The following is a 23,163-nucleotide window of genomic DNA, read 5'->3' as shown; positions in this document are numbered from 1 at the left end:
GGCGCTGGCCGCCCACCGTGCACACGTGCGGGAGTTGCGCGTCGGGCAAGGGCTCCGGCACCCCGAGGCCGACGTGCCCTTCGTCGATCCGTCAGGTCCTGCACACGATGAAGCGCGGGAGGTCCTGTTCAACGCCCGGGCGACTCTCGAGGTCTATGCGCGCGACTGCGCGATCCGGTTGGACGATGCCGCGGATGCGGCGCGGATTCCGCTGACCGACGCGGAGGCCGCGACACGAACACAGCACGCGACGACCGAGGTGATCGTCAACCTCGCTGTCGTCCAGCCGTTCCGAGCCGCGATGGACATGCTCGCGATCTCGGCGCAGACGCTCTGGGAACACCCCGACATCATCCTCGAACTCCTGGGCGGCGCTGCAACCTTCCTCGGCGGCGCGGCGCTGGCAGCCGGAGGCGGCGCCATCACCTTCACCGGAGCCGGTGCGCTGGCAGGTTCGCCCGCACTGGTCGTCGCCGGAGTCGGAGTGGCCGGTGCAGGCGCGACGATGATGGGCGACGCCGCCTGCCGATGGCTCACCGAGAGCCACGGGGCTGGTGACCGCGTTCACGGCCTCAACCGCGGAGATCGGCGCGATTACGAGGGAAAGTTCGCTGCCGGTGAGAATCCCCCGCCTTGGGTCGACAAAGAGAAGATCGGGCTCGAGCAATATGAGAGGCGGGAGCAGTCTGATGTGATCCGTTCGAAGGTGAAAGTCGACTATGAGGGTTCGCCGCAGAATGGACGGTCGTACGACGGCCTGGTGAAGAATGATGATGGCCCCAACACGTATACGGGCATTGAAGTGAAATCCGGGAACGCCATCGACGGCTACAACAGACCGGGCAGCACCCAACGACAGTTCGATGAAGCCGTCGACGGAGGGACACCGGCCCGCGGAAAGCTGGACGGGGAAGAGATCCTTGTCACACGAGTGGAAATAGAGATTGTGCCGTGACCAATCGCAGAACTCACGCCCAACAGTTCACCAGTGGCCAGATGGGGTGGATCACGGAGAATCGACGCCCCGCGTCCGAACACCTGCGACTTATGCTCCGCCTCCTGGGTACCGAGAACGAGCACACGTACGTCATCTGGCGAGGCGCGGACTCACGCAGCATCGTTGGGTTTCGTGAGCGGGCGACGGACTCTTTCATGCAGGCCGCAGGCTCCGCGGACGCTATGACCGTCGAGGTGCGGCTTCCCGGCCCCGACGGTGAGTCGCACCTGTACACGGTCGGACGGCCCGAGCCCGCAGACGGCAGGACCACCCTCATCCCCATCAGCGACGACCGAGCGGTGCGCGTGTTCTCGAACGAGATCTTCACCGCCGACGAAGCCGCGGTGATCTTCTACACGTATTACCTCACCGATGCCGTCTCGCAGCCGTACGTGCTTCGCGAGCTGGATCTCTCGAACGAACTCTCGGAGGAACGATGAAGGTCGCTGTTCGTCACGACGCCGTGGCACAGACCGTCGCCGAGCTCGCGCTCACCGTGAAAGCCATCGAGCACGAACTCGATGCCTTCGATTCCGAGGCGACGCTACTGAAATCGACCTGGGACGGGGAAGCGCAACGGGCCTATGACCGTGCCCAGCGGGAGTGGTCGAACGCGCTCGAGAGCATGAGAGCGTTGCTGGCCGAAGCCACGCGCCGACTGATCGCCGCGAACTCCCTCTCCATGGCGACGGCGTCCACGGCTGCCCGCGTCTGGTCCTGAGCGGCCTACGGGATCAGCACGATCTTGCCCGAGGCGGCTCCGGACTCCATGAGCTCATGAGCGTGTGCCGCCTCGCTCAGCGGCAGTTCGGGGCCGAGCTCGATCGTGAAGTCGCCCGCCGCCAGCAGGTCGACGGTCGCGCCGAGGGCCTCCGCGCGCCACGCGAGCTCCTGCTCGGTGAGCGGCACGGGTGAACCGCCCGAGAACGCCCGGATGCCGAACGACGCGGCATCGGGGCCGCGGACGATCGTCGCGATGCGGTCGCGGTCGGCGACGAGCTCGAGCGACACCTCGATGGCCTCATCGGTCCCCGCGCAGTCGAGCGCGACCGTCACCCCGACCGGTGCGGCCTCGCGTACGCGCTCCAGCAGCCCGTCTCCGTATGCGACCGGGATCGCACCGAGGTCACGCAGCTGATCGTGTCGGGCCGGGCTGGCGGTCGCGATGACGGTGGCGCCCCAGGCGACGGCGAACTGCACGGCTGCCTGGCCGACCGAGCCCGAACCGCCGTGCACGAGCAGCACGTCACCGTCCGTGACTCCGAGCGAGCGGAGCGCCTGATAGGCGGTGCCGGCGGGGATGCCGATGCCGGCACCCTCCGCTGCGGTGACGGAATCGGGCAGCGCGACGAGCTTGTCGACCGGTACGGCGCGCATGCTCGAGTAGGTGCCGACGGTGTCGCGGATCGCGACGCGGTCGCCCACCGCGAATCCGTCGACGTCGTCGCCGAGCGATTCGATGACCCCGGCACCGTCGAACCCGACGGCACGCGGCTCGGTGATCGGCGGCGAGGGGCGCTTCGCGCTGCGCAGCTTGGCGTCGATCGGGTTGGCACCCGCCGCCTCGATGCGCACCACGGCCTCGCCGCTGAGCGCGATCGGATCGGGGATCTCGATCAGGTGCAGCACATCAGGAGAACCGAACTCTGTGTAGACGATCGCGCGAGCCATGGATTCAGGCTACCCCCGAGACGACAGCACCTTCATGATCCGCTGCGGAGAGACGGGCTGCGCGGTGCCGAGACGCTGCGCGAACACGCTCACCCGGTACTCCTCGAGCAGCCAGCGGGTCTCGACCAGGGCCGGCGGCGCGTCGGCGGGCAGCGGGATCGCGCCCCCGGCATCCTCGAAGGCCTTCGCCATGCGCTCGAACTCGCTCATGCGCGTGCGGTCCTTGCCGGGCTCGTTCGCGAGCGTCTTCAGCCGCTCGAGCATCCCGTCGAGGTATCGCGGGAAGTGCGTGAGGCGCTCGACGCCTGCCGCCGAGACGAACCCGGGGTGCAGGAGTCCCGAGAGCTGCGTGCGGATGTCGTTCAGCGGCCCGAGCAGTGCGAGGGAGTTCTGCGAACGGATGCCGCGTTCGACATCGCGGGTCTTCGTGAGGATTCGAGCGACGAGCGACACGCAGGCGAAGAGGTCGTCGACGAGCGACGCCGACACCGCGTCGCGCACGCGCACGAACTCGGCCTCGGTGCGCACGAGGCCGCCCGGCGCCAGCCGATCGATCGTGCTCTGGACGACCGCGGCCCGGCAGTCCTCGATGAGCGCGGCGGCCGACTGGTAGGGCGACGCGGCGAGTGCGAGCTTCTCCTGGCTGGTGAGGTGCTGCTGCACGTACGACGAGGGCGAGGGCACACCGAGCAGCACGAGGCGCAGCACGCCCGCCCGCGTGGCGGTGGCGGCGGTATCCGCCGTGGACTCGACGCGCACCGAGACGGTCTTCCCCTGGTCGACGATCGCCGGGTACCCGCGCACCACTCCGCCGGCCACGCGGGTGTCGAGCACCTCGGGCAGGTCGCCGAACGTCCAGGCGGTGAGGCCGTCCTTCTCGATCGAGGTGGCGGCGGCAGCGGGCTGCGGTCCCTTCGAGGGGCCGGGGCGGCGGGGCGGGGTCGCGATCGACCGGGCCACGCTGCTGCGCGCACGGTCGGCGAGCTCGGCCTGCAGCGCACTGAGGTCGCGGTTCGATCCCGCGACGCGCCCGCGCTCGTCGACGGCGCGGAAGTTCATCCGCAGGTGTGCGGGCACGCGATCGTCTTCGAAGTCGGCAGCCGAGACGAGCTGATTCGCGAGCGGCTGGATGAGGCGTGCCAGCGCCTCTTTGAGCGTGCGATGAGGAAGGCCGCCGTGCGACTCGGGGCCGTCTCCGGCGAGCTCGGCACCGAACTTGTCGGCCCAATCGGCCGCAGGCACCACGTGCCGTCGGATCGCCTTGGGCAGTGCGCGGAGCAGGCCGGTGACGAGTTCGGCGCGCAGCCCCGGCACTTGCCAGTCGAAGCCCCTGTCCTCGATCTGCGCGAGCAGAGGCAACGGGATCACGACGCTCACGCCGTCGTCGGCCGCCCCCGGTTCGAAACGGTACGCGAGCCCGAGCACCTGGTCGCCCTGCGTCCACCGGGTGGGGAACTCGCTCTGATCGGCCCTGCTCTCGTCGTCGAGCAGGTCGGCCTCGCGCATCACGAGCAGCTTCGGGGTCGCGGCCAGCGCGTCGCGCCACCATTTCTCGAACGAGCGCACGTCGAAGACGTCGGTCGGGATCCGCTCGTCGTAGAAGCGGAACACCGCTTCGTCGCCGGCCAGGATGTCGCGACGCCTCTCACGTTCCTCGAGCTTCTCGAGGCGCTTGCGCAGTTCGGCGTTGCTGCGCCAGAAAGCGCTGACCCGCTTGTCGATGCGCGTCGGATCCCATTCGCCCTCGACGAGGGCGTGTCGCACGAACATCTCACGCGACGCCGCCCGGTCGATGCGGGCGAACTGCACACGGCGCCGGGGGATGATCTCGACCCCGAACAGCGTCACCTTCTCGTACGCGACCGCCGCGCCGGCATCCTTCGACCAGTGCGGCTCGGTGACCTGGCGCTTCGCGAGATCGCCCGCGAGCGCCTCCGCCCAGGCGGGGTCGATCGCGGCGACCGTGCGGGCGTAGGTGCGTGAGGTCTCGACGATCTCGGCGGCCATGACCGCCTGCGGGGCCTTCTTGCGCAGGGCGGATCCGGGGAAGATCGAGAAGCGGATGCCGCGGGCGCCACGGTATTCCGCCATCCTCTTCTTCTTCGGATCGAGGCCCTTGCCGGTGTTGCGCTCGTCGAGGATGCCGATCTGCGACAGGAGTCCGGCGAGCAGAGCCCGATGGATCGCATCCGGATCCGCGGTCCCCCCGCGCGAGGAGTCCTTCTCCCGCACGAGCGACCGCAGCTGACGGTGCACGTCGAACCATTCACGCACCCGGACGTAGTTGAGATGCTCCGAACGGCACAGGCGACGGAAGGCGCTCGAACCGAGCTCGCGCTGCTGCTCCCTGAGGTGGTTCCACAGGTTCAGGATCGACAGGAAGTCGCTCGTCGGGTCGGTGAAGCGCGCATGCATGCGGTCGGCTTCGTCGCGCACGCTCTGCGGCGCCTCCTGCGACGGCCGCTCGCGCACGTCCTGGATCGACATTCCGGCGACGATCGCGAGCACGTCACGGGTGACGTCGGCGCCGCCGGGGCGTCCGGCCTCGATCAGCATGCGGGCGAAGCGGGGGTCGATCGGGATTCGGGAGATGTCTCGACCGATGCGGGTGAGTCGAGGTGCGTCTCCGCTGCCGATGACGGCGCCCAGCTCGGTGAGCAGGTCGACGGCGGCCTTGACTCCCCGGGAGTCGGGCGGGGTGAGGAACGGGAAGGCGGTGATGTCGCCGAAGCCGAGCGACAGCATCTGCAGGATCACCGAGGCGAGCGAGGTGCGCAGGATCTCGGGTTCGGTGAACTCCGCGCGCTTGTCGAAGTCCTCCTCGCTGTACAGGCGGATCGCGATGCCGTCGCTCGTGCGCCCGGCGCGGCCCGAACGCTGGTTCGCGGAGGCCTGCGAGATCGCCTCGATCGGCAGCCGCTGCACCTTCGAGCGGTTGCTGTATCGCGAGATGCGCGCGGTGCCGGTGTCGATCACGTAGCGGATGCCGGGAACGGTGAGGCTGGTCTCGGCGACGTTCGTGGCGAGCACGACCCGGCGCCGCACACCGGCGACGCGGCTCTTCTCGAACACCCGGTGCTGCTCCGCCGCCGACAGCCGGCCGTACAGCGGCAGCACCTCGGTGGGGGAGCGATCCTTCGCGTACGCGCCGCGCACGGCATCGGCGGCATCCCTGATCTCGGCTTCGCCCGGCAGGAACACCAGCACGTCGCCCGGCTCCTCGCGGTCGAGTTCACGGAGGGCCGCGACGATGGCGGTCACCTCGTCGGACTCCTCGGTCTCCTCCGTCTGCTCGCGGTAGCGGATCTCGACGGGGAAGGTACGGCCGGACACCTCGATCACCGGCGCGGGCACACCCTCGGGCGTCGCGAAGTGTCGGGCGAAGCTCTCGGGATCGATCGTCGCCGACGTGATGATCACCTTGAGATCCGGTCGTTCGGGAAGGATCCGCACGAGGTATCCCAGAAGGAAGTCGACGTTGAGCGAGCGCTCGTGCGCCTCGTCGATGATGATCGTGTCGTAGCGGCGCAGCAGCCGGTCGCGGTGGATCTCATTGAGCAGGATGCCGTCGGTCATCAGCGCGATGCGCGTGTCGTCGGACACCTTGTCGGTGAAGCGCACCTTGTATCCGACGAGGCCGCCGAGCTCGACCTGCAGCTCCTCGGCGACGCGCTCGGCGATCGTGCGGGCGGCGAGTCGTCGGGGCTGCGTGTGCGCGATGCGCTCGCGCCCGAGATCGAGGCAGATCTTCGGCAGCTGCGTCGTCTTCCCCGAGCCCGTCGCTCCCGCCACGATGACGACCTGGTTGTCGCGGATGGCGTCGGCGATCTCCTCCCGCGCAGCGCTGACCGGCAGCTCGGGAGGATAGAAGATCACGGGGGAAGGCATAGAACTCCCATCGTACGATTCATCCGTGAGCACTGTGTCGAAGCCTCCTCCCGCATCGCGGTGGTTCCACGAGTTCGGGCGGGCTCCGCGCATCCTCGGACTCGACGTCGCCCGAGGGCTGGCGATCCTCGGCATGGCCGGAGCGCACATCGGCGAGACCGAGGCGTTCGATCCCTTCGACCTGTCGACCTGGACCGACCTGGTGCACGGGCGATCGTCGATCCTGTTCGCCGTGCTCGCCGGCGTCTCGATCGCCCTGATGACCGGCCGCAGCGTGCTGCCCGATCCCGAGCGGATGCCGAGCCTCCGCCTGCAGCTGATCGGTCGCGGAGCGGTCATCTTCCTGATCGGTCTGGCGCTGGAGATGCTGAACACGCCGATCGCGGTGATCCTCACGCTCTACGGACTGCTCTACGTCGCCGTCATCCCGTTCCTCCGGTGGCAGCCGTGGAAGCTGCTGATCGCCGCCGGCATCCTGGCACTCGCGGCACCGGCGCTGCTCGCGTTGCTCGCCGCACTCACCCTGAACCCCACCGGCGCGGGCGTCAGCCTCGTCCTCTACGGCTCGTATCCGATCACCGCGTGGCTCGCGTTCGTCTTCGCCGGTATGGCGCTCGGGCGCCTGCGTGTCGAGAAGCTCGAGACCGCGGCGATCACGCTGGGCGCGGGCGTCGGACTCATGGTCGTCGGCTACGGACTGGGCCTCGTCGGAGGAGTCACCCGCCTCGGCTCCGGCTCGGCGATCTTCGGCGGCGAGCCCGCCGCGGGGTGGAGCACCTACTCCGACGCGCTGGCCGCAGCGGATCCGGCAGGGGCCGTCGTCCGGGCGATCTTCGCCGTCGAACCGCACTCCGGCGGAACGGCCGAGATCCTCGGCTCGGGCGGGTTCGCACTGTCGGTCATCGCGCTGTGCGTGCTGCTCAGCGGGCCGTTGCGTGCGGTGCTCCTTCCGCTCGGGGCGTTGGGGTCGATGCCCCTGTCGGCCTACAGCGTGCACGTCGTCTCGGTCGCGCTCGTGGCAGGACCCGGCGGCTTCTTCTCGAGCAACGCTTTTTGGTTGGCGACGGCCGTCGCGCTGCTTCTCGCGACCACGCTGTGGTCGATCCTGTTCGGGAGGGGCCCGCTCGAGAGGCTGGTCGGCTGGGTCGCCTCGAGGATGGCGGAGGTTCCTCCTGGTCGACCTGTCATCACAGGTCGTAGGGTGGATTCATGACGATTTCTGCACTCGAACTGAACGACGGCCATTCCATCCCGCAGCTCGGCTACGGGGTGTTCAAGGTTCCGGCCGACGAGACCGAGCGCGCCGTGAGCGAGGCGCTCGAGATCGGCTACCGCCACATCGACACGGCCGCCATCTACGGCAACGAAGAGGGCGTCGGGGCGGCGATCGCCTCTTCCGGCATCCCGCGCGACGAGCTGTTCATCACGACCAAGCTCTGGAACGACCGCCACCACGACGACGAGCCGCGTGCGGCGATCGGCGAGAGCCTCGAGAAGCTCGGGCTGGATGTCGTCGACCTCTACCTCGTGCACTGGCCCACTCCGGCGAAGGACGACTACGTGCACGCCTTCGCTCGGCTCATCGAGCTGCGCGAGGCAGGACTGACACGCAGCATCGGCGTCTCGAACTTCCTCGTTCCGCACCTCGAGCGCGTGGTGGCCGAGACCGGCGTGACGCCGGCGGTCAACCAGATCGAGCTGCACCCGGCCTACCAGCAGCGCGACGTCGTCGACTGGGCGACCGAGCACGGCATCCGCATCGAGTCGTGGGGCCCGCTCGGCCAGGGCAAGTACGACCTGTTCGGCACGCCGGCGGTGGCCGAGGCGGCGGCGGCGCACGGCGTCACCCCCGCGCAGGCGGTGCTGCGCTGGCACCTGCAGCGCGGATTCATCGTCTTCCCGAAGTCGGTGCGCGCCGAGCGCCTGCGCGAGAACCTCGACGTGTTCGGGTTCGAGCTCACCGACGCCGAGGTCGCGGCGATCGACGCCCTCGACCCGCTCGACGGCTCTGGTCGGGTCGGATCGCACCCCGACGACGTGAACTGACACGCTCCGTGTCGACAGATGACGCCCCGTGTCGCTTCCCGCGACACGGGGCGTCGTCGTGAGTAGCGTCGTCCGCATGACAGCTCCCTACCGCGTCGTCGCCGTCTCCGGATCTCTGCACGAGCCCAGCAAGACCACGGCGCTCATCCGTGCGATCGCCGGGGCGATCGCCGAGCGCGCCGAGGTCGAGATCGAGGTCATCGAGCTCACCGACATCGGCCCGTCGCTCGCAGGAGCGCTGCGTCGCGACCAGCTTCCGGCGCGCGTCGAGGAGAAGCTGGTGGCGATCGAGGCGGCAGACCTGCTGATCGTGGGCAGCCCCGTCTACCGCGCATCCTTCACCGGCCTCTTCAAGCACTTGTTCGACTTCGTGGGTCAGTACGAGCTCGTCGGCAAGCCGGTGCTGCTCGCGGCGACCGGCGGCGGCGAACGCCACGCGCTCATCATCGAGCACCAGCTGCGGCCGCTGTTCGCGTTCTTCCAGGCGCTGACGCTGCCCCTGGGTGTCTACGCCAGCGACACCGACTTCGACGGCTACGTGATCGCCTCCGACGTGCTCCACGCGCGCATCGCCCTCGCTGCCGAGCGTGCGCTGCCGCTCGTCGGCTATGCGGCATCCCGGCCGGCGGAGCTGCTCGTCTCCTGACCGTCTCGTCAGGCGCCGATCGGCGTAGCGTGGACGTATGACGAACCGGCTCGCCGACACGCTCAGCCCGTACCTCCGCGCCCACGCCGACAATCCTGTCGACTGGTATCCCTGGGGCCCGGAGGCCTTCGCCGAGGCGCAGCGCCGCGATGTGCCGCTGCTGATCTCGATCGGGTACTCGACCTGCCACTGGTGTCATGTGATGGCCAGGGAGTCGTTCGCCGACCCCGACACGGCTGCGCTGATCAATCGCGACTTCGTCGCGGTGAAGGTCGACCGCGAGGAGCATCCCGACGTCGACGGCGCCTACATGGCAGCTGCCTCGGCGTTCACGCAGAATCTCGGTTGGCCCCTCACCGTCTTCACGACGCCGCGGGGCCGCACGTTCTACGCCGGAACCTACTGGCCGCCCGAGGCACGACAGCCGATGCCCGCGTTCCGTGACGTGCTCGCCGCGGTGCAGGAGGCGTGGACCCAGCGCCGTGCCCAGGCCGAGGAGTCTGCGGATGCCGTCACGGACGCCCTCGCCCGCGCAGGCGCCTCGACCCCCTCCGATCTTCCGGACGCCGATGCTCTCGCCGGCGCGGCGCGGACGATCGCGGCTCGGGAGGATCGCCGCTTCGGCGGTTACGGCGATGCGCCGAAGTTCCCGGTCGCGACGACCCTGAGGATGCTGCAGACGCCGCTCGTGCGCAGAGAGGCCCCGGATGCCGCCGAGTCGGCCGACCGGGCGCTCGCCGCGATGGCCGCCTCCGATCTGCGCGATGCCGATGGGGGGTTCTTCCGCTACGCGACCCGACGCGACTGGAGCGTGCCGCACTACGAGCGGATGCTGACCGACAACGCGCAGCTGCTCGACGTGGCGCTCGACGCGGGTGACGACGCGACCGCACGCGGCATCGCCGACTTCCTCCTGGGCACGCTGCGCAGGGCGGGCGGCGGGTTCGGCGCGGCTCAGGACTCGGAGTCGTGGATCGACGGCGAACGCAGCGAGGGCGGCTACTACCTGCGACCGCCCTCCGAGAGGACCGGTCTCGAGCTCCCTGCCGTCGACGGCAAGGTCATCACGGGATGGAACGGTCTGGCCATCACCGGTCTCGCCCGCGCGGGAGCTTCTCTGGCGGAAGGGTCCTGGGTGCGGGCCGCGGCCGAGGCTGCCGAGTACGTGCTGCGAGTCAACAGGGATGCGACCGGGGCTCTCGTGCGGGCCTCGCTCGACGGGGTCGCCTCGGGTGCGGTCGCCACCGCGGCCGATGTCGCTCTCCTGGCCGACGGGCTGTTCGCGCTCGCCGCGGCCACAGGTGAGGCGGCGTGGGCGGTGGAGGCACGCACACTGCTCGACGCGGCGATCGAGGGCCTCGTGGGCGACCCGCTGCTCGCCGAGCACGGCATCGCCGCAGCGCCCGATCAGACCGATGGCGATCTGCCGTCGGATTCGGCGGCCGTGGCTGCGGCATCTCTCACCGCCTGGCGTCTCGGCGCGGGGGATCGGTATCGCGAGGCAGCCGCGGAACGCGTGCGCGAGCATGCCGCGCCCGCCATTGCACAGCCGTTCGCGCACGGCAGCCTGCTGCGTGTGGCAGCGGGTCTCGTCGATGCGCCGAGGCAGCTCGTCGTCGTCACCGAGACGCCCGAGGGTGCACTCGCCTCGGCAGCCCGCAGGGCCGACGCGGACGTCGTCGCGATCGTCACCCCGGTGCAGGCCCAGGCATTCGCGGATGCCGGCTTCGAGCTGTTCGACGGCAAGGGCGACGCGATGGAGCAGGCGTTCGACTGCCGCTCGTTCGTGTGCCGGCTCCCGGTGCGCGACCCCGCAGACCTCCCGCTCGCGCGGTGAGCTCAGGCTGCGATCCTGGACGGCGGGCGGAGCCGCGTAGGCTGAGCAGTCTGCTCATCGCACGCAGGAGGCACGCGCATGACCGAGGTTCCCACCACGACGACCACGACCAAGGGTCTGCACCCCGGGCTGACCCGTCGGCAGATCTCGATGATGGGACTCGGCGGGGCGATCGGCGCCGGACTGTTCGTCGGGTCGGGACAGGCGATCAGCATCGCCGGTCCTGCCGTGCTCATCTCGTACCTCGTCGCCGGCGGCATCGTCGTGCTGATCATGGCGATGCTCGCCGAGATGGTCGCCGCCCGCCCGAGCTCAGGAGCCTTCAGCTCATACGCGCAGAAGGCGATGGGCCGCAGCGCCGGCAGCGCGGTCGGGTGGCTCTACTGGATCCAGCTCGTCGTCGTGATCGCCGCCGAGGCCACCGGCGCCGCCGGGATCATCGCGGCCTGGACCCCCGGCATCCCGGCCTGGGTGTGGGTGCTCGTCTTCGTCGTCGCCCTGACCGCGGTCAACCTCTTCGGGGTGCGCAACTACGGCACGTTCGAGTTCTGGTTCGCGGCGATCAAGGTCGCGGCGATCATCGTGTTCCTCGTGGTCGGCGTGTGCGCGATCCTGGGCTTCATCCCCGGCGTGCCCGCGACCGGCATCGGTAATCTCGTCGACAACGGCGGCTTCGCTCCGAACGGCCTCACGGGCATCGCGGCGGCGCTCCTCATCGTGGTCTTCGCGTTCGGCGGCACCGAGGTCGTCGCGATCGCGGCGGCGGAGTCCGACGACCCCGCACGCAACATCCGCCGGATCGTGCGCGAGGTCCTCGTGCGCATCCTGATCTTCTACGTCGGCTCGATCTTCGTGATCGTGTCGGTGCTCCCGTGGAACGATCCCGCCGTCAAGGACGGTCCCTTCTCCGCAGTGCTCGACACTTTGCAGCTGCCGGGCGTCGGCCTCGTGATGGACCTCATCGTCGTGATCGCGCTGCTGTCGGCGATGAACGCGAACATCTACGGCGCGTCGCGAATGGCCTACTCGCTCGGTGAGCGCGGGCTCGCACCGCTCGCGGCGACGCGAACGACGTCGACGGGCGTGCCGGTCGTGGCCGTGCTCGCCTCCGTCGCGTTCGGCTTCATCACGGTCGGGCTGAACTGGGCGTTCCCCGATGTGGTGCTGCCGGCGCTGCTCAACGTGGTCGGATCGACGCTGCTCATCATCTGGACGGCGACGGCGGTCTCGCAGATCATCCTCCGCCGCCGTGCCGATCGTGAGGGTGCGGCGATGCCGATGCGCATGTGGGGCTTCCCCTGGCTGTCGTGGCTGTGCCTGGCGCTGCTCGCCGGAGTGATCGCGCTCACCATGATCGACGAGGCTGCGCGTGTGCAGCTGCTGCTCACGATCGGCCTCACTGCGGTGCTGCTGGTCGTCGCCCGCCTGACACGCGGTGTCTCTCGCCCGGGGGTGGCCGGCGAGCGCGACGGAGTGGTCGAGGGCTGACCGCGGCACGTGCTGCCGCTGGTCGGGTCAGATCCAGCCGGGCAGCCAGTTGTGCAGGAGCCAGAACTGGTAGGGCACGCTCATGCCGGTCCACACCGGGTAGAAGAACGCGGAGACCAGCACCACGACGGCGAGGAAGACGATCACGGTGCGCTCGCCCGACTGCCGGCGGTGCAGCGGATCCTCCCGGCGTCCCGCGATCTGACGGAGAACGACCGCGAGTGCGAGCACGAGGAACGGCGCCATCGCGACCGTGTAGAACTGGAAGATCGTCCGCTCAGGGAACAGCAGCCAGGGCGCGTACGTCGCCGCGAGCCCGACCAGGGGGAACGTGAGGGCTGGACCGACGGGGCGACGTTCGGCCCACCCGCGCACGAGGCGGTAGAGCAGGTAGAGAGCCGCGGCGACACCGGCGTACCAGATCAGCGGGTTGGGGATCGTCGAGATCACCGCGATGCAGTGATCGACGCCGCAGGGCCCGGGGTCGCTGCCCACCCAGACGGCTGTGGGGCGCAGCAGCAGAGGCCACTCCCACGCGGGGCTCGCGTACGGGTGGCCCTTGCTGAGACCGACGTGGAAGTTCAGGATCGCCTCGTGGTAGTTCCACAGCGCGATCAGCGGATTCGGATCGCTCTGCCGCGCATAGCCCCCGGCGGTGACGAGCCACCCCGTCCAGCTGGCGAGGTAGGTGGCGAGCGCCGGCAGCACGAGCAGCACGAAGGAGACCGGTCCCTGACGGAAGGCGGCTGCGGTGGGCCAGAGCACGACGCCCGCGCGGCGTCGTGCCAGGGCATCCGTCACCACGACGTACAGGCCGAAGGCCGCGAGCGCATAGAGCCCCGACCACTTCACGGCGCAGGCGGCGCCGAGCGCGACACCTGCGGCGATCAGCCACGGACGCCGCCAGAGCACAGGACCCCACATCGGCGCGGGGGAGTCGGAGTCGGTATCGGGGTCTGCGCGTTCCAGCACGGGGATCACCCGGTCGCGGTCGATCAGGATGAAGAGCGCGCCGAGCATGAGGAAGAACGTCAGAGGGCCGTCGAGCAGGGCCGTGCGACTCATCACGATGCTGAGGCCGTCGATCGCCAGCAGGGTGCCGGCGACCGTCGCCACCACGATCGAGCCGGTCAGGCGGCGGGCGACCAGATAGACGAGCAGCACGGTGGCGGCGCCCAGCAGTGCCGTCGCGATGCGCCAGCCCACCGTGTTGTCGGGTCCTCCGATGGCCATCCCCAGGGCGATCAGCCATTTGCCCAGGGGCGGATGCACGACGAACGACCCGGCATCCGACAGCGGCAGCTGCTGCAGTGTGATGAACGCCTCGTTCGCATCCTTGCCCCAGGTGCCTTCGTATCCGAGAGTCCACAGCGACCAGGCGTCCTTGACGTAGTAGGTCTCGTCGAAGGCGAGCTGGTGCGGATGGCCGAGGTTGACCAGGCGCAGCACGGCGGCCAGGGCCGTCACCACGAGCGGCGCGAACCAGCGCACCATGCGCCCCCAGTCGGGGTCCTGCAGCACGCGGTCGCGCAGTCGCTCGTAGCGCGTCAGTCGCTGCTCGGGCGGAGGCAGCAGAGGCAGGGGCGCGGTCACCGCACCAGCCTAGACACTCCGCCGATGGGCGCCGCCTAAGCTGGGCGGGTGATCATCCTCGCCGCAACACCGATCGGAAACCTCGGGGATGTCTCGCGTCGCCTCGTCGAGGTGCTGGAGAATGCCGAGGTCGTCGTCGCGGAGGACACGCGCACCACGCAGCGGCTCATGCAGGCTCTGCAGATCTCGAACCGCCCCCGGCTGATCGCACTCCATGATCACAACGAGAAGCAGAGAGCGGCGGAGCTCGCCGCACTCGCGGTCGAGACGGATGTCGTCGTCGTGAGCGACGCGGGGATGCCGGCCATCAGCGACCCCGGGTACGGGCTCGTCGCCGAGGCGGTCGCTCAGGGAGTGACGGTGACGGCGATCCCGGGGCCGAGCGCCGTGCTGATGGCGCTCTCCATCTCGGGACTGCCTACCGACCGCTTCACGTTCGAGGGGTTCCTGCCGCGCAAGCCCGGGGATCGGCGCTCGACGCTGCGGGCGCTCGCCGCAGAGCCACGCACCATGGTCTTCTTCGAATCTCCCGCCCGCCTGGCATCGTCGCTCGCCGACATGGGCGCAGCCTTCGGCGACGACCGCCGCATCGCCGTCTGCCGCGAGCTGACCAAGTTCTACGAAGAGGTGCGCCGCGGCACCTCCGCCGAGCTCGTCGAGTGGGCGATGGCGGGCGTCAAGGGTGAGATCGTCGTGGTGGTCGAGGGTGCAGCGCCTCGTGAGGCGTCGGCGGAAGACGCTCTCGCGCAGGTGCAGCGACTCGTGGCATCCGGCGTGCGTCTCAAGGAGGCCTGCGCCGAGGTCGCCGCGGCGACGGGCCTGTCGTCGCGCGACCTGTATCAGGCAGCGCTCGCCGCGCGCAGCTGATGGAAGGCACCTCGGACGCGGGCGTCGCCGCTGCCTACGACGAGCGGGCCGCGGAGTACGTGGAACTCGCCGGTGCGATCGAGCAGATGGATGCCCGGGATGCTGCGGTCATCGAGGCCTGGCGTGACACGGCCTCCGGCCTGCTGCTGGATGCCGGCTGCGGGCCCGGGCACTGGACCCAGCTCCTGAGTCTCGGCGAACGCGTGGCGCAGGGGATCGACCTGTCGGAGGAGTTCATCGCGACGGCGAGGAAACGGCATCCGGGCATCTCCTTCGACGTCGGCTCGTTCCGCGACCTGCCGTTCGCGGCGGGGTCGGTCGGAGGCATCCTCGCCTGGTACTCACTGATCCACACCTCGCCGGCTGACATCCCCGGGATCCTCGAAGAGTTCGCCCGCGTGCTGGCTCCCGGAGGCAGCATCCTGATCGGCTTCTTCGACGGCGAGCCGCGCGAGCCGTTCGCGCATGCCGTCGCGCCGGCGTACTTCTGGTCTGCCGAGGCGCTCGCCGGGCTTCTCGCCGACGCGGGCTTCGAGGTCGTGTCGAGTGACACCCGGGGCCGCGAACCCGGCGAGATCAGCGCCCGCCCTCACGGCTCACTCGAAGCACGCAGGCGGTGACTCGCTCGCCGGGTAGCCTGGTGCACACGCAAGCGGAGGAGGACCGAGCGTGAGCAAGAGGGCGACCGTCTACGACGTCGCAGACCGCGCCGGAGTGTCGATCGCGACGGTCTCCCGCGTGCTGCGGCAGCCGGATGCCGTGCGCCCCGCCACGCGCGAGCGCGTGCTCGACTCCGTCTCGGCGCTCGGCTACGTGCCCAGCGGCAGCGCGCGCGGTCTGGCCGAGCGCCGCACCGGCGTGCTCGGGCTGTACTTCCCCGGTTTCGATGCCTCGGAGGACGCGCCCGTCCTCGACGTGCTGGCCGATGACCAGGGCGAGGCGCCGCCGTTCACGGTCGAGCAGGCGTCCGCCGACGCGGGCGCAGAGCATCCGACCATGCTGTTCCTCGACGAGGTGCTGCGCGGAGCGGAGCTCGAAGCCTGGAAGCAGGGTTTCGTGCTCATGATCGGCGTCGGCCGTGACGATCCGACGCGCGAGACCGTGCGGGACATCGCCGGACGCGTCGACGGGCTGATGGTGCTGGCGCAGAGCGTGCCCGACGACGTGCTCGCCCGGCTCGCTCAGCGGATCCCCGTGGTGGTGCTCTCGGGGCCGGCGCGCGGCGACAGCTACGACCACGTGACCGTCAGCAACGCCGAGGCGATGTCGGAGCTGACCAGACTGGTGCTCGCGCAGGCCGATCAGGGGACGCTCGCTTTTCTCGCCGGCCCCGAGGACTCGCCCGACGGCGCCCAGCGCTGGGAGGGTTTCGCCGCGGCGGTCGCCGAGGCGGGCATCGCGACGGATGCCGTGACGGTGCTGCGCGGCGACTTCACCCGCGCATCCGGGCGGCGGGCGGCTGAGCAGCTGATCGCCGACGGCGTCCCCGCCGCACTCATCGCCGCGAACGACCAGATGGCCCTCGGGGCGATCGACGCGTTCCGATCGGCCGGCATCCGCGTGCCCCACGATGTCCGGGTCACGGGCTTCGACGGCATCGAGGCGGCGGCGCTGTCGCGTCCCGCCCTCACCACCGTCCGCCAGCCGATGATCGATCTCGGGCGGGCCGCCGTGCAGCTGCTCTCGCGACGTCTCGAGAACCCGGACGGCGAGCCGATGACGGTGCGCCTGCCCGTGCAGATCCTCGTCCGCGAGAGCTCCCAGCGCCCCGAGTGAACGGCTGGCGGCGTTCAGGTGCGGTCGTGCAGGGTGATGCGGTAGCCATCGGGGTCGGCGAAAGTGAACGTGCGACCGAACGGGCCGTCGATCGGCTCGGACACGATCGCGCGGCCGTCGGCGAGGAGGGCGTCATGGATCGCCTGGACATCCGTGGCGTGCAGCCAGACCGCCGTGCCGATCCCGGGCTGGTCGACGGAGTCGAGGTCGGTTCCCGGGGCGAGGTCGCGCAGCGCGAAGGCGATCGGCGTCGTCTCGAAGACCACGGCGTGAGGCGGACCCGCCGGCGATCTGACGAGTCCGAGATAGCGCTCGTAGAACGCCTGTGAGGCGTCGAGGTCGCGCACCTGCAGGGAGATGAAGTCGGGTCCGGTGACGGGCATGATCGTGCTCTTTCCTTGTCGTGTCAGTTATCTGACATGTCTGAATCTATGTCAGAATACTGACATGAGTCAAGACCGAGCCGGCATCGACCTCGACACCTCGCTGGGCTACCTGCTGAAGGAGGCGTCGAGCGCTCTCCGCATCGCGATGGAGGAAGTGCTGAAGCCCCTCGGCATGACGATCACCCACTACTCGTGTCTCGAACTCCTCGCTCAGCGACCTGGGCTCTCGAACTCGGAACTCGCCCGAGGTGCGTTCGTCACGCGTCAGTCGATGAACGTGCTCCTCCAGTCTCTCGAGCGTGACGGATTCGTCTCGCGGGCCGACGAGGCTCCGGTCGGCAAGGTGCTGCCGACCAGCCTGACGCCGAAGGGGCGGAAGAGCCTCGCCGCGGCGACGGCCGCCGTCCGCTCGGTCGAGGTCAGGATGCTGACCGGGATGACCCCGGCAGAGCAGTCCGCCGCGCTCCGCGCTCTGCGCAGCATGATCGACTCGCTGCGCCGCGCCCCCCACTGAGACGGGATTTGACACCGCTCCCACGCCGGTCGTCGCAGGGGAGTGGGGGCTCTCGGCGTCATGCGAGGGGGTTGCAGCCGCCAAATGTATGCGCTTACAATTGCTGATGCGGCTTCGGCCGCGGGGTGCCCCGACCCGTGGGACCCCCTTCATGACACAGACGACATGAGGTGGCAGTGTGGCGAAGACGCACATGCTCCGGCGCTGGCGGAGAGCCGCGATCGTGGGACTGGCGGCAGCGGCCGTCGTGCTCAGCGGTTGCAGCATCCAGATCAGTTCGCAGCCCGATCCATCGATCGGCGACGACACGATGCTCATCAACGCGGACAAGGGGAACCCGTTCTTCACGCGGAACTTCAACCCGTATCTCACCAACACGCGCACCGCGTCGCGGTGGATCTATGAGCCCCTGATCCTGGTGAACCCGCTCGACGGAACCGAGAACCCGTGGCTCGCGAGCGAATGGTCGCAGCCCGATGCCCGGACGGTCGTGATGACGATCCGCGATGACGTCGAGTGGAGCGACGGCGAGAAGCTGACGCCCGACGACGTGGCGTTCACGTTCCAGCTGCTGAAGGACAACCCCTCCCTCGACATCAAGGGCGCCTGGCAGCACCTCGAGACCGTCGAGGTCGACGGCGACGACGTCATCATGCACCTGCAGACCGATGACGCGCCCTCGCTGCCGATCCTCGGCCAGACCATGATCGTGCCGGAGCACCTCTGGTCGGATGTGAAGGACCCGGGCACGTACCGCAATGAGAACCCGGTCGGCACCGGCCCGTTCGTGCTGGGCAACTACAACGACCAGCAGTACTCGATGGACAAGAACCCCGACTACTGGCAGGCCGACAAGATCGAGATCGAGCACATCATCCTGCCGTCGACGAACTCGCAGCTCGACACCGTCACCCGCGGCTACGACTGGGCGTACTCGTTCATCTCCGACGTCGAGGGCACGTGGGGTGCGGCCAGTGAGAACAACGACTGGTGGTTCCCGCCGGGAGGCGTGATCGCGCTGATGCCCAACCTCGAGGTCGCGCCGTTCGACGACGTGAACGTGCGCCGCGGCATCGCCCTCTCGCTCGACCGCGAGGAGATCGCCGAGACCGCCTCCGAGGGCTACATGGAGCCCGCAGGGCAGACCGGCCTCGTGCTCCCGAACCAGGAGGAGTTCCTCGACCCCGGCATCCCCGATCAGGGCATGATCACGCAGGACAGGGATGCCGCACTCGCGGCCTTCGCCGAGGCGGGGTACACCCTCGACGGCGACCGGCTGGTGAGTGCAGGCGGCGAGCAGCTCGAGTTCGCGCTCACGACGGCCAACGGATTCTCCGACTGGACCCGTGCGGCGCAGACCGTGCAGAGCCAGCTTGCCGACGTCGGCGTCAAGGTGACGCTCAAGCTCCCGCAGCCGGCCGGATACCAGAGCGCCATCAGCAACGGCGACTTCGAGATGGCGATCGGCGGCATGGGCAACGGCGACGTCTACCAGGCATACAACAACCTGCTCTCGAGCGAGTTCTACGTGCCGTCCGGCGAGACGACCGCGAACAACTTCGAGCGGTACCGGTCGGATGAGGCCGACGCGCTGCTCGCCGAGTATCGCGAGACGGTCGACCCCGCCCGCCAGACCGAGATCGTGCAGGAGCTGCAGGCCATCGTCTACGAGGAGATGCCGGTCATCGGCCTCTACTACGGCGGCATCTGGGGCCTGTTCAACGACTCCAAGTTCACCGGCTGGCCCTCAGAGGATGACCCGTACATGATCCCGCAGAACTACGACTCGGCACCGCTGGGCATCTTCACCCGGCTCGAGCGCGTGAAGGAGGACGACCGATGAAGTACGTCTTCCAGAAGATCGGGCTGTTCGTCCTCACGCTGTGGGCGGCCATCACCCTGAACTTCTTCCTTCCGCGGCTGATGCCCGGCTCGCCTGCCGACGCCGCCATCGCCAAGCTCTCGCAGAACGGCCCGGTGTCCGATGCGACGCGAGCCGCGATCGAGGCGCAGCTCGGTGTGCCGACCGGCTCGATCTGGGATCAGTACGTCGCCTACCTCGGTCAGGTCGCACGACTCGACTTCGGTGTCTCGTACACGTTCTACCCTCAGACCGTGTCGAGCATGGTCTCGACCGCGCTGCCGTACACGATCGGCCTCGTCGGCATCGTCACGATCCTCGCGTTCGTGATCGGCACCCTGATCGGCACCGCCGCCGCCTGGCGCCGCGGCACGTGGCTGGACTCGCTGCCGACGCTGACCGGCTCCTTCCTCAGCACCTTCCCCTACTTCTGGACAGCGCTGCTGCTGCTGTTCTTCTTCGGGTACGTGCTGCACTGGTTCCCCACCACCGGCGCGTATTCGGCGACGACCACGCCGGGCTTCACCTGGGACTTCTTCATCGATCTCGTGCAGCATGCGATCCTCCCGGCGGTCACGATCCTGTTGACCTCTCTCGGCGGATGGATCATCGGCATGCGCAACGCGATGATCAACACCCTGGGTGACGACTACGTGACGTTCGCCGAGGCGAACGGCCTGCACGGTCGCACCATCGCCCTCCGCTATGCCGCACGAAACGCGATCCTGCCGAACCTCACCGGCTTCGGGCTCACGCTCGGCGGCGTGGTCGGCGGATCGATCCTCGTGGAGCAGGTGTTCGGCTATCCCGGCATCGGATACCTCCTCTTCAACGCCGTGATCGGGCAGGACTACCCGCTCATGCAGGCGCTCTTCCTGATGATCACCGTCAGCGTGCTCGTCGCCAACTTCCTCGTCGACATCCTGTACGGCGTGCTGGATCCAAGGACCCGCCGATGACCTCCACCATGAATGTCAAGGTTCCCTCCGACCGGATCGCGGCTCCCAGCCCGTGGCGCTCGTTCGCCCGGATGGTGGGCACCCTCTGGTCCAACGGCAAGGCCCGTCTGGGCCTCATCATCCTCGGTCTGTTCGTGCTGGTGGCGGTGTTCGCTCCGCTGCTCGCCCCGTACGGACCGAAGGAGAACACCTTCGAGCGCAACGCCGACGCGTCGGCCGCGCACTGGCTCGGCACCACCGCCGCCGGCGAAGACGTCCTGAGTCAGCTGATCTACGGCTCGCAGATCAGCCTCCTGGTCGGCATGGCCGCCGGCATCCTCTCGACGATCGTCGCCGTGCTGATCGGGCTCAGCTGGGGCTACATGCGCGGATTCCTGGGCGAGGTGGTCGGCTTCATCGTCAACCTCTTCCTGGTGATCCCCGGTCTGCCGCTGATGATCGTGATCGCCGCGTACCTGCAGAACGGCGGCATCCTGATGATCATCGCGGTGATCGTCGTCACCGGCTGGGCCTGGGGTGCGCGCGTGCTGCGCAGCCAGACGCAGTCGCTGCGAGGCAACGACTTCGTCACCTCGGCGCAGTTCTCGGGTGACAGCAGGGCGCGCATCGTGTTCCGCGAGATCCTGCCGAACATGACCTCGATCATCGCGGGCACGCTCTTCGGAGCGGCGACCGCGGCGATCCTCGCAGAGGCGGGCCTCGAGTTCCTCGGGCTCGGCGACTCGAGCATCGTCAGCTGGGGCACCATGCTCTACTGGGCGCAGAACTCCAACTCGCTGCTCACCGGGCAGTGGCTGCTGCTGTTCGCCCCTGGTCTCTGCATCGCCCTGCTCGCCCTGAGCCTGACACTGATCAACTTCGGCGTGGATGGGATCTCCAATCCGCGCCTGCGAGAGGGGAAGGGCCGATGAGCGCCATGGAAGCGAACATCCCCACGGATGACGTGCTGCTCGATGTCCAGGGTCTGTCGGTCGAGTACGCCTCGCCCGGCACCACGCCGGTCACCGCCGTCGAGGACGTCTCGTTCACGCTGCGTCGCGGCGAGTTCGTCGGTCTCGTCGGCGAGTCCGGCTCGGGCAAGTCGACGCTCGGCTTCGCGCTGACACGGCTCCAGAAGCCGCCGGCTCGCATCAGCGGCGGGCGCATCCTGTTCGACGGGCGCGACATCCGCGAGCTCGACGCCGAGGAGCTGCGCCGTCAGCGCCAGGGCGGGTTCGCGATGGTGCTGCAGTCGGGGATGAACGCGCTGAACCCGGTGCGCACGATCGGCAACCACTTCCGCGACATCTTCGCCGCGCACGGACACGTGGCCCGCGACGATCGGGATGCGAGGGCGCGCGAGCTGATCGGCAAGGTCGGTCTCGACCCCGCAGTGCTGGCCAGATACCCGAGCGAGCTCTCGGGCGGCATGCGGCAGCGCACCTCGATCGCGCTGGCACTGTCGCTCGAGCCGCAGCTGATGGTGTTCGATGAGCCGACCACGGCGCTCGACGTGCTCGTGCAGCACGCCGTCATGGACACCATCAAGGATCTCCAGCGCACCGAGCACTTCACCGCGATCCTCATCAGCCACGACCTGGGCATCGTGCTCGAGGCGACCGATCGGGTGATGGTCATGCATGAGGGTCGGATCGTCGAAGACGCGCCGAGCCTCGACATCCTGCAGCGTCCTCAGGACGAGTACACGCGGATGCTGCTGAGCCACTACGCCGATCCTCGGGCCGAGTCGATCTCGATCCCCGGGTTCGTCGACCTCGGCACGCGCCGTCGCGAGGGGCGCTCACGCACCGACCTGACCGAGACCCTGCCCACCGTGTCGCAGCGCGACACGCGCCGGGCGGACGCCGCGATCGTGGTCGAGGGCGTGTCGAAGCGGTATCCGGCTCCGCGTCGGGGCGAGCAGCCCGTCACCGCGGTCGACGATGTGTCGTTCCGACTCGAACCCGGCGAGGCCCTGGCACTCGTCGGCGCCTCCGGTTCGGGCAAGTCGACGATCGCGAAGCTGATCACCGGTGTCGAGAAGCCGACCGAGGGCACGGTGCGCTTCGGCGATGTCGACGTCGCTGCCCTGCGCCGTGCGGGCCTGCGCGACCTGCGCAAGGACGTGCAGATGGTGTTCCAGGATCCGTATGCCGCGCTCAACCCGCTGCACACGGTGGAGTACGCGCTGAGCCGACCGATCCGCAACTACACGCCGTTGCGCGGTGACGAGGCGAGAGCCCGCGTGCTCGAGCTCCTCGAGACCGTGGGCCTGACACCTGTCGAGCAGTTCGCGGCCAAGCTGCCGCATCAGCTCTCAGGCGGTCAGCGTCAGCGCGTGGTCATCGCCCGGGCGCTCGCGAGCGATCCGCAGGTGCTGATCGCCGACGAGCCGGTGTCGATGCTCGACGTGTCGCTGCGTGCCGGAGTGCTCGCGCTGCTCGAAGACCTGCGCGAGAGGTGGGGCATCAGCATGCTCTACATCACGCACGACCTGCTCAGCGCGCGGCTCGTCACCGAGAACATCCTCGTGCTCAACGGCGGTCGCGTCGTCGAGCGCGGTGAGACCTCTCAGGTCCTCCAGCATCCGGAGGACCCGTACACGGTGCAGCTGCTCGACGCCGTGCCCAACCCATCCCGAATCTCGAAATAGAG

At 69.1% G+C, this 23,163-nt stretch carries 20 protein-coding genes; 16 read left to right on the top strand and 4 right to left on the bottom strand.

Going from position 1 to position 23,163, the window contains the following annotated elements:
• Positions 1–25 precede the first annotated feature (25 nt).
• The 3 genes from LQZ85_RS00785 (at position 26) to LQZ85_RS00775 (ending at position 1,718) form a co-directional block, all read left to right on the top strand.
• Positions 26–955: a hypothetical protein gene (locus tag LQZ85_RS00785; protein WP_157538289.1), complete on the top strand. Its 930-nt coding sequence runs from the start codon at positions 26–28 to the stop codon at positions 953–955.
• Positions 956–1,152: 197 nt separating this feature from the next.
• Positions 1,153–1,437, top strand: coding sequence for a hypothetical protein (locus LQZ85_RS00780; protein WP_230100345.1), 285 nt, complete (start codon positions 1,153–1,155; stop codon positions 1,435–1,437).
• Positions 1,434–1,718 carry a WXG100 family type VII secretion target gene (locus LQZ85_RS00775; protein WP_056279979.1) on the top strand — a complete coding sequence of 95 codons (285 nt, stop codon included), beginning with the start codon at positions 1,434–1,436 and terminating at the stop codon, positions 1,716–1,718. Before LQZ85_RS00780 ends, LQZ85_RS00775 begins: the two co-directional genes overlap by 4 nt.
• A gap of 5 nt (positions 1,719–1,723) precedes the next feature.
• Here the strand turns inward: LQZ85_RS00775 and LQZ85_RS00770 are convergent, their stop codons facing one another.
• Positions 1,724–2,668 carry an NADP-dependent oxidoreductase gene (locus LQZ85_RS00770; protein ID WP_230100344.1) on the bottom strand — a complete coding sequence of 315 codons (945 nt, stop codon included), beginning with the start codon at positions 2,666–2,668 and terminating at the stop codon, positions 1,724–1,726.
• 9 nt (positions 2,669–2,677) lie between these two features.
• On the bottom strand, positions 2,678–6,556 hold the full coding sequence (gene hrpA, locus LQZ85_RS00765) for an ATP-dependent RNA helicase HrpA (RefSeq protein WP_230100343.1): 3,879 nt from the start codon (positions 6,554–6,556) through the stop codon (positions 2,678–2,680).
• 25 nt (positions 6,557–6,581) lie between these two features.
• On the opposite strand from hrpA, the gene LQZ85_RS00760 reads away from it, so the two are divergent.
• The 5 genes from LQZ85_RS00760 (at position 6,582) to LQZ85_RS00740 (ending at position 12,573) form a co-directional block, all read left to right on the top strand.
• A complete protein-coding gene (locus tag LQZ85_RS00760; protein ID WP_230100342.1) occupies positions 6,582–7,769 on the top strand; it encodes a heparan-alpha-glucosaminide N-acetyltransferase domain-containing protein in 1,188 nt (395 codons plus the stop codon).
• Positions 7,766–8,602 (top strand): aldo/keto reductase, encoded by an 837-nt coding sequence (locus LQZ85_RS00755; RefSeq protein ID WP_056279984.1) that lies wholly within the window; start codon positions 7,766–7,768, stop codon positions 8,600–8,602. Before LQZ85_RS00760 ends, LQZ85_RS00755 begins: the two co-directional genes overlap by 4 nt.
• A 76-nt stretch (positions 8,603–8,678) precedes the next feature.
• A complete protein-coding gene (gene msuE, locus LQZ85_RS00750) occupies positions 8,679–9,248 on the top strand; it encodes an FMN reductase (protein ID WP_053099190.1) in 570 nt (189 codons plus the stop codon).
• Positions 9,249–9,285: 37 nt separating this feature from the next.
• The gene (locus LQZ85_RS00745; protein WP_056279986.1) at positions 9,286–11,085 is read left to right on the top strand and encodes a DUF255 domain-containing protein; all 1,800 of its coding nucleotides are present in this window, start codon (positions 9,286–9,288) and stop codon (positions 11,083–11,085) included.
• Between the two features lie 78 nt (positions 11,086–11,163).
• On the top strand, positions 11,164–12,573 hold the full coding sequence (locus tag LQZ85_RS00740) for an amino acid permease (RefSeq protein ID WP_056279989.1): 1,410 nt from the start codon (positions 11,164–11,166) through the stop codon (positions 12,571–12,573).
• A 27-nt stretch (positions 12,574–12,600) separates the two neighbouring features.
• On the opposite strand, the gene LQZ85_RS00735 is transcribed toward LQZ85_RS00740, so the two are convergent.
• Positions 12,601–14,166, bottom strand: coding sequence for a phospholipid carrier-dependent glycosyltransferase (locus tag LQZ85_RS00735; protein WP_230100341.1), 1,566 nt, complete (start codon positions 14,164–14,166; stop codon positions 12,601–12,603).
• 48 nt (positions 14,167–14,214) lie between these two features.
• Between LQZ85_RS00735 and rsmI the strand changes: the two genes are divergently transcribed.
• From rsmI to LQZ85_RS00720, 3 genes are read left to right on the top strand one after another with little or no spacing between them, the layout of a single operon-like run.
• Positions 14,215–15,033 (top strand): 16S rRNA (cytidine(1402)-2'-O)-methyltransferase, encoded by an 819-nt coding sequence (rsmI, locus tag LQZ85_RS00730; protein ID WP_230100340.1) that lies wholly within the window; start codon positions 14,215–14,217, stop codon positions 15,031–15,033.
• Positions 15,033–15,653 carry a class I SAM-dependent methyltransferase gene (locus LQZ85_RS00725; RefSeq protein WP_230100339.1) on the top strand — a complete coding sequence of 207 codons (621 nt, stop codon included), beginning with the start codon at positions 15,033–15,035 and terminating at the stop codon, positions 15,651–15,653. The genes rsmI and LQZ85_RS00725 overlap by 1 nt, the downstream gene beginning before the upstream one ends.
• 49 nt (positions 15,654–15,702) lie before the next feature.
• On the top strand, positions 15,703–16,809 hold the full coding sequence (locus tag LQZ85_RS00720; protein WP_230100338.1) for a LacI family DNA-binding transcriptional regulator: 1,107 nt from the start codon (positions 15,703–15,705) through the stop codon (positions 16,807–16,809).
• Between the two features lie 14 nt (positions 16,810–16,823).
• Here LQZ85_RS00720 and LQZ85_RS00715 read toward each other — a convergent pair whose 3' ends face one another.
• Entirely contained in the window at positions 16,824–17,192 is a 369-nt protein-coding gene (locus tag LQZ85_RS00715) for a VOC family protein (protein ID WP_053097114.1), read from the bottom strand.
• A 64-nt stretch (positions 17,193–17,256) separates the two neighbouring features.
• Here LQZ85_RS00715 and LQZ85_RS00710 point away from each other — a divergent pair, with 64 nt between their 5' ends.
• The 5 genes from LQZ85_RS00710 to LQZ85_RS00690 all read left to right on the top strand — a co-directional run bounded on the left by LQZ85_RS00710 (position 17,257) and on the right by LQZ85_RS00690 (position 23,161).
• Positions 17,257–17,709, top strand: a complete 453-nt coding sequence (locus LQZ85_RS00710) for a MarR family transcriptional regulator (RefSeq protein ID WP_053097109.1) — start codon at positions 17,257–17,259, stop codon at positions 17,707–17,709.
• 178 nt (positions 17,710–17,887) lie between these two features.
• Positions 17,888–19,552 carry an ABC transporter substrate-binding protein gene (locus LQZ85_RS00705; RefSeq protein ID WP_230100337.1) on the top strand — a complete coding sequence of 555 codons (1,665 nt, stop codon included), beginning with the start codon at positions 17,888–17,890 and terminating at the stop codon, positions 19,550–19,552.
• Complete coding sequence (locus LQZ85_RS00700) at positions 19,549–20,529, top strand: ABC transporter permease (RefSeq protein ID WP_056280002.1); 981 nt, start codon at positions 19,549–19,551, stop codon at positions 20,527–20,529. The genes LQZ85_RS00705 and LQZ85_RS00700 overlap by 4 nt, the downstream gene beginning before the upstream one ends.
• Positions 20,526–21,440 carry an ABC transporter permease gene (locus tag LQZ85_RS00695; RefSeq protein WP_053097105.1) on the top strand — a complete coding sequence of 305 codons (915 nt, stop codon included), beginning with the start codon at positions 20,526–20,528 and terminating at the stop codon, positions 21,438–21,440. The genes LQZ85_RS00700 and LQZ85_RS00695 overlap by 4 nt, the downstream gene beginning before the upstream one ends.
• Positions 21,437–23,161, top strand: coding sequence for an ABC transporter ATP-binding protein (locus LQZ85_RS00690; protein WP_083569357.1), 1,725 nt, complete (start codon positions 21,437–21,439; stop codon positions 23,159–23,161). The genes LQZ85_RS00695 and LQZ85_RS00690 overlap by 4 nt, the downstream gene beginning before the upstream one ends.
• Positions 23,162–23,163 lie beyond the last annotated feature (2 nt).

The sequence above is a fragment of the Microbacterium sp. Bi98 genome (assembly GCF_918698045.1).
Taxonomy (GTDB): Bacteria; Actinomycetota; Actinomycetes; order Actinomycetales; family Microbacteriaceae; genus Microbacterium.
Note: the sequence above shows the minus strand (reverse complement) of the source record. Positions and strands in the feature narration are given on the sequence as shown.

Excerpts from the sequence above, each read along its gene's own strand:
- LQZ85_RS00725 (WP_230100339.1), top strand. The coding sequence starts at position 15,033 with ATGGAAGGCACCTCGGACGCGGGCGTCGCCGCTGCCTACGACGAGCGG.
- LQZ85_RS00745 (WP_056279986.1), top strand. The coding sequence starts at position 9,286 with ATGACGAACCGGCTCGCCGACACGCTCAGCCCGTACCTCCGCGCCCAC.
- LQZ85_RS00715 (WP_053097114.1), bottom strand. The coding sequence starts at position 17,192 with ATGCCCGTCACCGGACCCGACTTCATCTCCCTGCAGGTGCGCGACCTC.
- LQZ85_RS00690 (WP_083569357.1), top strand. The coding sequence starts at position 21,437 with ATGAGCGCCATGGAAGCGAACATCCCCACGGATGACGTGCTGCTCGAT.
- LQZ85_RS00700 (WP_056280002.1), top strand. The coding sequence starts at position 19,549 with ATGAAGTACGTCTTCCAGAAGATCGGGCTGTTCGTCCTCACGCTGTGG.
- LQZ85_RS00780 (WP_230100345.1), top strand. The coding sequence starts at position 1,153 with ATGCAGGCCGCAGGCTCCGCGGACGCTATGACCGTCGAGGTGCGGCTT.
- LQZ85_RS00755 (WP_056279984.1), top strand. The coding sequence starts at position 7,766 with ATGACGATTTCTGCACTCGAACTGAACGACGGCCATTCCATCCCGCAG.
- LQZ85_RS00770 (WP_230100344.1), bottom strand. The coding sequence starts at position 2,668 with ATGGCTCGCGCGATCGTCTACACAGAGTTCGGTTCTCCTGATGTGCTG.
- hrpA (WP_230100343.1), bottom strand. The coding sequence starts at position 6,556 with ATGCCTTCCCCCGTGATCTTCTATCCTCCCGAGCTGCCGGTCAGCGCT.
- msuE (WP_053099190.1), top strand. The coding sequence starts at position 8,679 with ATGACAGCTCCCTACCGCGTCGTCGCCGTCTCCGGATCTCTGCACGAG.
- LQZ85_RS00710 (WP_053097109.1), top strand. The coding sequence starts at position 17,257 with ATGAGTCAAGACCGAGCCGGCATCGACCTCGACACCTCGCTGGGCTAC.
- LQZ85_RS00695 (WP_053097105.1), top strand. The coding sequence starts at position 20,526 with ATGACCTCCACCATGAATGTCAAGGTTCCCTCCGACCGGATCGCGGCT.
- LQZ85_RS00775 (WP_056279979.1), top strand. The coding sequence starts at position 1,434 with ATGAAGGTCGCTGTTCGTCACGACGCCGTGGCACAGACCGTCGCCGAG.
- LQZ85_RS00740 (WP_056279989.1), top strand. The coding sequence starts at position 11,164 with ATGACCGAGGTTCCCACCACGACGACCACGACCAAGGGTCTGCACCCC.